Annotated in this window: 9 protein-coding genes; 2 read left to right on the forward strand and 7 right to left on the reverse strand. The window is 63.8% G+C overall.

Annotated elements, in window-relative coordinates; translation table 11 throughout:
- Positions 1-14 precede the first annotated feature (14 nt).
- The 5 genes from GV792_RS24600 to GV792_RS24620 all read right to left on the reverse strand — a co-directional run bounded on the left by GV792_RS24600 (position 15) and on the right by GV792_RS24620 (position 6,521).
- Positions 15-4,970, reverse strand: a complete 4,956-nt coding sequence (locus GV792_RS24600) for a DUF6531 domain-containing protein (protein WP_163826843.1) — start codon at positions 4,968-4,970, stop codon at positions 15-17.
- The gene (locus tag GV792_RS24605; protein WP_163826845.1) at positions 4,967-5,149 is read right to left on the reverse strand and encodes a hypothetical protein; all 183 of its coding nucleotides are present in this window, start codon (positions 5,147-5,149) and stop codon (positions 4,967-4,969) included. The genes GV792_RS24600 and GV792_RS24605 overlap by 4 nt, the downstream gene beginning before the upstream one ends.
- Entirely contained in the window at positions 5,146-5,475 is a 330-nt protein-coding gene (locus GV792_RS24610; RefSeq protein ID WP_163826847.1) for a type VII secretion target, read from the reverse strand. The genes GV792_RS24605 and GV792_RS24610 overlap by 4 nt, the downstream gene beginning before the upstream one ends.
- A gap of 307 nt (positions 5,476-5,782) precedes the next feature.
- Positions 5,783-6,100 (reverse strand): PIN domain-containing protein, encoded by a 318-nt coding sequence (locus GV792_RS24615; protein WP_163826849.1) that lies wholly within the window; start codon positions 6,098-6,100, stop codon positions 5,783-5,785.
- A 118-nt stretch (positions 6,101-6,218) separates the two neighbouring features.
- On the reverse strand, positions 6,219-6,521 hold the full coding sequence (locus GV792_RS24620; RefSeq protein WP_163826851.1) for a type II toxin-antitoxin system VapB family antitoxin: 303 nt from the start codon (positions 6,519-6,521) through the stop codon (positions 6,219-6,221).
- Between the two features lie 141 nt (positions 6,522-6,662).
- On the opposite strand from GV792_RS24620, the gene GV792_RS24625 reads away from it, so the two are divergent.
- A complete protein-coding gene (locus GV792_RS24625; RefSeq protein ID WP_163826853.1) occupies positions 6,663-7,007 on the forward strand; it encodes a hypothetical protein in 345 nt (114 codons plus the stop codon).
- Positions 7,008-7,214: 207 nt separating this feature from the next.
- Here GV792_RS24625 and GV792_RS24630 read toward each other — a convergent pair whose 3' ends face one another.
- Complete coding sequence (locus GV792_RS24630) at positions 7,215-7,418, reverse strand: DUF397 domain-containing protein (protein WP_163826855.1); 204 nt, start codon at positions 7,416-7,418, stop codon at positions 7,215-7,217.
- On the reverse strand, positions 7,415-8,311 hold the full coding sequence (locus tag GV792_RS24635) for a helix-turn-helix domain-containing protein (RefSeq protein ID WP_163826857.1): 897 nt from the start codon (positions 8,309-8,311) through the stop codon (positions 7,415-7,417). Before GV792_RS24635 ends, GV792_RS24630 begins: the two co-directional genes overlap by 4 nt.
- Before the next feature lie 340 nt (positions 8,312-8,651).
- On the opposite strand from GV792_RS24635, the gene GV792_RS24640 reads away from it, so the two are divergent.
- On the forward strand, positions 8,652-8,981 hold a 330-nt coding region (locus GV792_RS24640), incomplete at its 3' end, for a hypothetical protein (RefSeq protein ID WP_163826859.1).

The raw sequence follows: 8,981 nt of genomic DNA on the forward strand, positions 1-8,981 counted from the left end.
CTTCAGCTGAGCTACTATCTGCCATAATTCGCTGCTCTCTCTACGAACTGGTTAATTTGACCGGGAGTAAGTTTCGGAGTATCTCTGAGTAGGGGCGTGAGATTGTCGATACCAATAGAATTCGGCAGACTTATCCCGATATCGGACAGGATTGAACGTGCCGCAGAGGCGGGTATTTCGATACTAGCGCGCGAGGCGAACTCTGATGGAGACATCCCGAGGCCCACCTCTGCCTCGGATGGAATATAGCCCGAGTAGCGCTCGACGCCGGTGAGGTCGCTCGAGCGAGCAATTTGTACCACGGATTCTCCGAATCGTTCAGAGTGTATCGCAAATATTGTAGCTACTCCTGGGTCGGTTGATGTGGGTGTAATGCCGACGCGCTGGGTTCCCGGGCTGCCTTCATACCCGGTGGTCGTCCCGCGAAATAGGGCACAACTATCTGGTGTGAGACCGAGCGGATCCGCCCATACGGTTGGATTGTGTGGATATGAATGCGGGTTGGCGGCAGGGAATAATCCGAGCGGGTCGGGTGTAAGGAACCGACCTGTTGCGGCATCGTAGGACCGATACAGAGTTTGGTTCAGTCCGGACTCTGGGTCATGAATCTGCCCTCGAAACCGGAGTGGCGATTGGGCGCGGCCATCCCAGGTTGTGTTGCCCCAAAGGTCGTATCTTGACACACCAATCGTGGTGCCGAAGTTCGGATCGATCAATGCGGTCGGCATACCGACGATGTCGGCTACTATCGCGGCGAACTCGAACTGTGACGGAGACGTGGAATCTACTGCCTGGGTGATGGCGAGGCCGTCATCGGGAAGATATCCCCATCGATGGGTCGACCTGTAGTCACACTGCTCGGTGAGATGTGCTCCGTCCCAGGTGAAGTTGACCCGCTCGACGAAGTTGCGCCCACCGTTGCTGAGGTGTTGTTTGGTGGCGCGGCGGCCGAGGGCGTCGTAGGTGTAGTGCCACCATTGCTGGTCTGGTGTGTAGACGTCGATGAGTTGGTCGAAGGCGTTGTAGCGGTAGTGCCAGGTGTCGGGTTTGTGGGATAGGCGGGTGGTGGTTTTGCGGATGAGGCGGCCGGCGGGGTCATAGGTGTAGTGGTTGCGGCCGTCTCGGATGAGGAGGTTGTTGTGGTATTCGCGGCGGGTGGTGGTGGGTGAGTGTTGTTGGGGTGGCGCAGGGTTCGGCGGGAATCGGGGTTGGGTGGCGAACCCTTGGTTGGTGTGGGAGTGAGCGGGCGACGTGGGCGCGCCGTCGGGGCCTGGGCCGCTGGATGTGGTTGCGTCGGGGTTGAGGACGCCGCCGGAGGTGATGTTGCTGAGGTGGTCGTAGGTGTATTGCTCGGCGAGAGACCCGTTTCGGGTGATGGTTGTGACTCGGCCGATGGGGTCGAGGGTGTATTGGCGCTGGTCGGGGGTGGCGCCTGAGTGGGTCGTGGTGTGGGTGGTGAGGTAGCCGTCGGGGCGCCAGGTGTAGTCGTCGCGGCGGAGGATGCGGGTCGAGGAGGGCGGCGCGGCGGGAGGTGGTGAGGGCTCAATACCTGCCTGGCCACCGGGTCCGTATTGACCGATAACCCCGGCGGCATGTGGATCAGCGGGATGCGCGGGTAGGCCGTAACCACGGTGCGGGCCGCCGGCTGCGTCCGCATTCCCGGCCGTGTCAAGCTGCGGGTTGGTCGCGACGGGATTCGCCCCGCCCGGTAGATACGCGGTGACGATCTGATGAGTCGTGTGCCCGACGGGTGCGAAGGCTCGCTCGATCGACACATTCCCGATACGCCAGCCGGTGGTCCTCCCCAGCGGGTCGTGGGAGAACGAAATCGTGTGGCCATCGGTGGTCATCACTGTGACGCGGCCGGTGTGGTCATGGGACCAGGTGGTCACGCCACCAGAGGGGGTGGTGCGGGAGGTGCGGCGGCCGTATTCGTCGTGGGTGAAGACCATGGGTGGTTGGTCGTCGACTTGTTGGGTGGCGAGTTGGCCGGTGGGGGTGTGGGTGAATTGGAGGGTGTGGGTTCGGGTTTCGCCGGTGCCGTTGACGGCGGTTTTCAGGCGGCCGGTGGTGTCGTGGGTGTAGTGGATCCATTCGCCGGTGTCGGCGGTGATGGAGGTGAGGCGGCCGAGGATGTCGTGGGTGTGGTGGCGTGTTACTCCGGTGGCGGGGGTGACGGTGGCGACGCGGCCTGCTGGGTCGTGGGTGTAGTGGGTGGTGGCGCCGGTGTAGTCGGTTTCGGCGGCCAGGCGGCCGGCGGGGTCGTAGGTGTAGTGCCAGGTGTGGCCGATGGGGTTGGCGACGGCGGTGAGGCGGCGTTGGGTGTCCCAGTGGTAGTGGGTCATGGCGCCGTCGGGTTCGGTGCGGGCCGATAGTAGGTCGAAGGCGCCGTAGGTGTAGCGGGTGATGCCGCCTGCGCGGTCGACATGAGCGGTGAGGTTGAGTTCGCCGTCCCAGACCCAGGATTCGCCGATATCGTCGGGGTCGATGCGGCGGGTGAGTTTGCCCTCGCCGGACCAGATGTATCGCACGGTCGATCCGAGGGGGTCGGTGACGGTGATCGGGCGGCCGAAGTGGTCGCGTTCGATGGTCGTCACGGCACCGTGCGGATCGGTGACGCGGATCGGGAGGCCGGCCGCGTCGACGTCCACATTCGTGACCGCACCGGTTGTTTCGGTGACCGAAGCGACCGCGCCGGACGGGTGGTGGGTGTATTCGGTGCGCAGGCCGGCCGGGTCGATGACCGCTGTGAGGTTGCCGTCGGTGCTCCACTGCTGGCGGTGGATGCTGCCGTCGACATTGGTTATGGTGATGGGTCGGTTGCGGGCCTGGTAGTCGATGGTGATCGACAGTCGGTCGGGGCGGGTGATCTGGTAGATGTCGCCGGCGGGGGTGTAGCGGTAGGTGGTGACCGCGCCGTCGGGGGCGATGACCTGGATGGGTCGGCGGTCGGTGTCGTAGTCGGTGCGGGTGCGGGCACCGGACGGGTCGATCTGCTCGATCAGCCGCAGGTCGGCATTGAAGACGAAGGTTGTTGCCGCGCCGGTGGAGTCGGTGTGGATGGTGCGGGAGGTAGTGGCGTCGGGGGTGGTGAAGTAGTCGAAGGTTGCGTTGAGGATGCCGGAATTGCCGTGCTGGGCCGCGACACGTCCAGCGGTGTCGTAGGTGTTGACCATCCGGTTGCCGTTGGAATCGGTCCATCCGGTCAGGCGATAGGCATCGTCGTAGTCGTAGCGGGTGACCGCGCCGACACCATTGGTGACCGACACGAGCTCGCCCGCCTCATAGCCGAAAGCCCGTACCTGCGTCACGACGTCACCCGCAGCAGAACCGGCACTGGCACTGGCACCGGTGACAGGAATGCCGGGGTCGGAGCCAATCACCCACAGCCCGGTGATACGCCCGTCTTCGGTGGTCACCCGGACCCGGTATCCCCCGGAGTGGGTGATCTCGACCGGTGCCCCGTCGCGGTCGTAGTGAAAGCGGATGTGGTTGTGATGGCGATCGGTGATCGCGGAGATCGCGTAATTGCCCAGCAGGGTATCCAGTCCGCCGAGGGCAGCGGCAGGAGCGAAGTGCCAGGTCAGTTCGCGATCAGGGTCGTGGACGCGGTAGCCGCCCGCCTCGCTGCGGGTCAGGGTCCAGCGTTGTCCGCCGTTGCTGGGGCGGACGGGCTTGTCGGGTTCGGCGTGTGGGTAGACGAGGAGGAGGCCGTGTTCGCCGATGAAGGTGACGGTGGCGTCTTCGACCACGACGCGCATGTCCAGCGTGGAAGACCAGGACGGTCCGAACCAGCGTCCGAACCGGTAGCTCGAGCGGTGCCGACGATGCAGCACCAGCGGCAGCACGCCGGGCAGGTTCAGATCGGTTTCCGGGAGTAGGAATTCACCGGTGGCGACGTCGACGGGGTCGTTGCATTCGGTGACGTCCTTGGCGTCCTGGGTATTCTTCGGGCCGCCCTCGGTGGCCTTGTCGCCGACACCGTCGTCGGCTTTGGCCTGGTCCTGCGGTTTCCCAGGCTGGTCGGGTGTGCGCTGCGTATCCGGGTCGCCGGTCTTAGACGGAGGATCCGTCGACGCTGTGCTCGTGTCGGGAGACTTGTCGCCCGGCTTGCTCGGGGTATCGGTGTCAGGCTTCTTGTTCGGTGCATCCGTGGATGCGGTCGTGGTGTCGGTGGAGGTCTTCTTCGTCCCCGAAGGGGTGGATTTGCCGCCCTTGCCGAGGATCTTCGTGATCGCCTTCCACGCGTCCTTCAGCTTCGCCAGCAGCGGCTTCAACTTGGCGAAGGTGGAGGCGACCTTGGAGAACAGGCGGGCGATGGTGGTCATCGTTTTCGCGACGTAGGTCGCGGCCTGCGCGGCGATGATCGGGGTCGCGGTGCCGAGGGAGAACACCGCCTCGGCTGCCCATACGGCGAGGCGGCCGACGGCTTGGGCGACGATGTCGCGCACCGTCATCCGGACGGCGGCAACGATCCCGCCCGCCATCTCGATCGCCTGGGACGCAGCGGTCGCCGCCGCCGACGCCGCCGCCAACGCATCCGAGGTTTCCGCTGCCCGCGCCCGATACGCGGTCGCCGCAGCCCCGGACCAATTCGCGATATCGGCCGACACCGCCTGTTTATGTGTATCAACGGCCGAACTGACCTGGGTGGCAACGTTTTCCCAGGTCTTGGCGTAGGCGGTGATCTGGTCCGGATCACCGGCCACCCAATCCAATGCGTCCGACAACGGCTGCACGTGCTCGATCAGGAAACTGACACCGAACCCGGCCAGCGTGCCGATCGGATCGACCACCATCGCCGCGACCTCGAGCCCGGCCGCCGCGATCCCAACCCCGGCCTCGATCCACGAGCCCGACGAAATCGCGTCCCCGACATCGGCGACCGACTCGAACAACGTGACACCGGAATACCACTCGGTCGAATCCTCACGCGCCGCGATCAACGGATTCGACTGCGTCTCCGTCACCGCGAAACCCCGCTATCGGCCGACTTCACCGCCACCACCGCGGCACCGGTTCCGCGTCTCGATGTCGCCGAATTCGCATGATCGACGTCGGGGCCGGGCGCGAACGCTCCCCCACCCCGCGACAATTCGATAGAGCCGTCCTTGTCGATGACCGTCGAGTTCGCTGACACCGACTTCATTGCGACACCCCGCTACCTGCCGCTTTGACCGCCGCCGCGTTCGACCCGTCGGCCTGCGCGAACGAATCAGCCGACGCCCGCAGCTTCGCGGCGTCCTCGGTCAACGCCGTGATCGCGGTCTCCAGCGCGGTGATCCCGTCGGTCTCAACCGAATCGACGAATAGCGGCGGCAGGAACGCGCACAGCTTTCCGAACGCATCGCTGGGCGCAGACACGGCCTTGGCGGCCTCTAATGCTTGACCCATCGGGCTGTTCAAACCCTCGACATTGGTTGCGTGGGTCCGTAACTCGTCCGGTTCGACCTGCACCGATTGCGCGTCGGTCATGGAAATCCCCCGATCATTTCGAACTGTTGGTCAAGCGTACCGACACCGAACTTTCGGGGCCGGTGGTGAGCGCACGAAGCTGGGCGTGCTCGAACTCGATGATCGCCTCCGCCAACTGCGCCTCCACGACCCTGCCCCTGGAGGTCGGGCCGACCGGTGCGGTCAGCGTTGCGGCGAGCCGCCGACGTGGGCGGATGAGCAGCGGAACCGGTGGGACTACGTGTCGATCAAGAGCGAGGAGCAGTGCCGCGCGAAGTTGGGCGGTCAGTGATTGGCTGCGCCTTGATCACATGGATGCCCAGTTTGTTCAGGTAACCGAACCACGTGGCACGATCCAGCGCTGACGCAAACCAGGGTACGCGGCGGATATCAGCTCGAAGTGCTTGTCGTAGTGCAGGACTGTGGCCCCGTGGTGGACTGCGGTGGCCGCGATGAGGAGGTCGGTAGCCTGTGCTGAGCGCCCCTGGCCCGCGGCCCGCATCTGCTGCCGGATCGAGCGGACAATCGGGTCGATGGCTTGATCCATCGGCAGGTAGCGGAAGGCCTCGGTATAGATCTGCATGATCTTGTGAAGCTCGCCGGGGTTGCGCGCGCTGAAAGCGGCTTCGTCGGTGGTGCGGCGCAAGAGCAGATCACTCCGGCCGACTCGTTGAGATGCTCGAATGCCTCACGGACGTCCTCGTGACGCTGAATGCGGGAGACTGCGCTGTGGTCGGCCAGATACAAGGCGCGGACTGGTTGGGTCACCGTGGTGACTGCCGATTGCTCTCCTCGGCGATCTCGTCTTCGGATAGGAAGGGTTCGTGATCGGCGAACCATGCGATGGCGTCAAGCTGCTGCTGGCGGACAAGGAGCCGCAGGGCGGTGCGTACGGTTTCCGTCTTCGTAGCGCCGCCAGTGATCTGCCTGGCCTGCTCCATCAGCTCGTCAGGGATGTCGATCGGGTCTTCGTCACAGCCCTTCCATGTCGGATATACAAATCTCTTCGAGAGTAGATCCTGCGGCCTGGTGGTTACCACCATTCCGTGACGCAGCGCGAGAATCAAGGGGGAAGATGAGCATCACCCCGATCCAGCCGCGGGCGCTGACCGATCTGGAGGCAGCAATCGTCAGGAAGTTGCTGTCGTCAGGCGCGCGGGGGCGAGTGGATACCTGACGCAAGTGCCGTATGCACGGATGGTCAGCATGTGGGGCGCGGGATCGCCCAGCGTGGACTTGGCGGTGGACCCTACCGAATTGACGAACAACGGCGGCAGGAACGCGCACAACTTACCGAACGCATCGCTTGGCGCGGACACCGCCTTCGCGGCCTCCAATGCCTGCCCGTCGGGCCGTTCAATCCCTCGACATTGGTTGCGTGGGTACGTAACTCGTCCGGTTCGACCTGCACTGGCTGCGCATCGGTCATGGAAAATCCCCCCGGTCATCTCGAACTGTTGGTCAAGCGTACCGACACCGAACTTTCGGGGCCGGTTGGTGAGCGCGCCGAGCTGGACGATCAGTACTGGTTCGATTCGGACCGCGACTTCTGACTTCATAGCCTCGGAGATTGGAGAGGCAACGTCGGGGTGGACGGGTGCCCAGCGGTAGCGGGTGCACGCGTTGAGTATCAGCCTGCACACGGTGATGATTGCGCCCCCATTCGAGCACGATCGTCGAGTGGCACCTGAGCGTGGCGCCTTCTCGCGATTTGCCACGGTCAAGGTGCCACTCGCGCGGTGCGATCGGAGTGCTGGGCGCTAGCGGTTGAAATCGCCGGCGCGCACGGTGCTGGTGAACCTGTTCCACTGGTTCGGAGCCAAGACCAACGCGGGCCCGGCTGGGTTCTTCGAGTCACGTACGCCGACGCGACCACTCCCGAGCCAAGCCACCTCAACGCAGTCGGTCTGGCCACCGCTGTGGCTGCTCTTGAACCATGTTGCACCGGCTAGATCCGTATTCACGCTTCATACTCCCTTGCAACCCGCCGGAGCAGGTCTCGTGACTTCACTTCATCGAGCGCAGTACTTCGTACGGTCGAAGCAAGCTCATCGTAGCGCCGGTAGTCATCGGCGCTCTCCAGGTAGATGTCCGGTTTGCCGTGACCTTCGAAGTAGACCAGCGGTGGTTCTGTCGGCCTGCCCTTGGCGTCACTACCGAACTTCAGGATCACGAATGGGCCGTGCAGTAGTCCGCGGGCATACCCAGCACTGAACGGATGGATCCGAATGCTGATGTTCGGCCGTTTTCCGATCTCGGCCAAATGTCGCAGTTGCGCCGCCATCACGCGGGGGCCGCCCACGACACGGTGGAGCGCAGACTCGTGGAGCAGCAGTTCGAGACGAACCGGGTCAGCCTTTCGGGTGACGATCGGCTGTCGTCGCATACGGAGCTCCACACGACGTTCAATGTGTTCCGGGCTGTCGTCTCGGTAGAAGTCGCTGATCAAGGCGCGCGCATAGTCGGGAGTCTGCAATAGGCCGAGAACGATCTCCTGATACGAAATCAGCTCGTGCGCTGAGGCTGTCAGCTCGACATGCATGTTGAAGGTCGGGTCGCTGTAGAGACCAGCGAACGCCGTGTACCAGGACGTGACCCTCGACTGCTTGGCCAACTCCACCGCATGGGCTGTGTCGGCTTTGGGCACCTCGTAGAGATCGCATAGAGCTTGCACATCGACAGCTCGGACTTTCTGGGTCTTTGCTGCCTCGATGCGTTGTAACGCCGCTTGGCTCAGTTCTACGAGCGCTGCCGCCTTGGCGATGCTCAATCCCACGCCTTCGCGCTTCTCGCGCAGGAACCGGGCGAGCTGCCTTCTGGGCAAGGTTGATGGCTCGGTTGCGTCTTCACTGGTCATCGGTGTGTCTCCGGTGCGAAATCGAATGAAGCTGTGACGCGAAATCGAATCAATCCACGACCACGATCGAGTCGCATCGTGGAGGTTTCCATCAGCTGGATTGGGCTCACTCGATTCTCCTTGGCGATGAGTAGCGCACGTGATGTCCTGGTTCCGGCGTTCGAGCAACACCGCAGGTCGTAACCCCCATGAATCCCCCTGATCCACAACACCATCGGTGGGCAATCCAGTTCGACGGCAAATGTGCCGATAGATCTGCCCTCCTGGAAGGTGATTCGTTGCCGTGGACCGCCCGGATGCCCACAGATCTCACCCAATCGATCAGGTTCCGGGAGGGGCCATGTCCAATCCGCACAACGTCGTGCCCACGCCGGACCCGATCCGCCACACCGCAATCGGGTTCGTTCGCTCCGAAATCTCCGGTACGCATGCCTGCCGCCATGCCGACGAAATACACCGGTACGCACTCCGATCGGGCATCAGCTACGCGTACACGGTTCGCCCGCCGACCGACAGCGCCGACCCGATCGGCTACGCCCTCGCCATTGCCGCAGCTCTGGCCGCCGACACCATCGTCGTCTTCGACCTCGAGCACACCAACTACAGCCCAGCCCGCATCTGCGACGCGGGCTACCACCTGGAAACCGTCTGCCCACCCACCCTCTGGACC

It is taken from the genome of Nocardia cyriacigeorgica (assembly GCF_010868145.1).
GTDB classification, from domain to species: Bacteria; Actinomycetota; Actinomycetes; order Mycobacteriales; family Mycobacteriaceae; genus Nocardia; species Nocardia cyriacigeorgica_D.

Excerpts from the sequence above, each read along its gene's own strand:
- GV792_RS24605 (WP_163826845.1), bottom strand. The coding sequence starts at position 5,149 with ATGAAGTCGGTGTCAGCGAACTCGACGGTCATCGACAAGGACGGCTCT.
- GV792_RS24610 (WP_163826847.1), bottom strand. The coding sequence starts at position 5,475 with ATGACCGACGCGCAATCGGTGCAGGTCGAACCGGACGAGTTACGGACC.
- GV792_RS24635 (WP_163826857.1), bottom strand. The coding sequence starts at position 8,311 with ATGACCAGTGAAGACGCAACCGAGCCATCAACCTTGCCCAGAAGGCAG.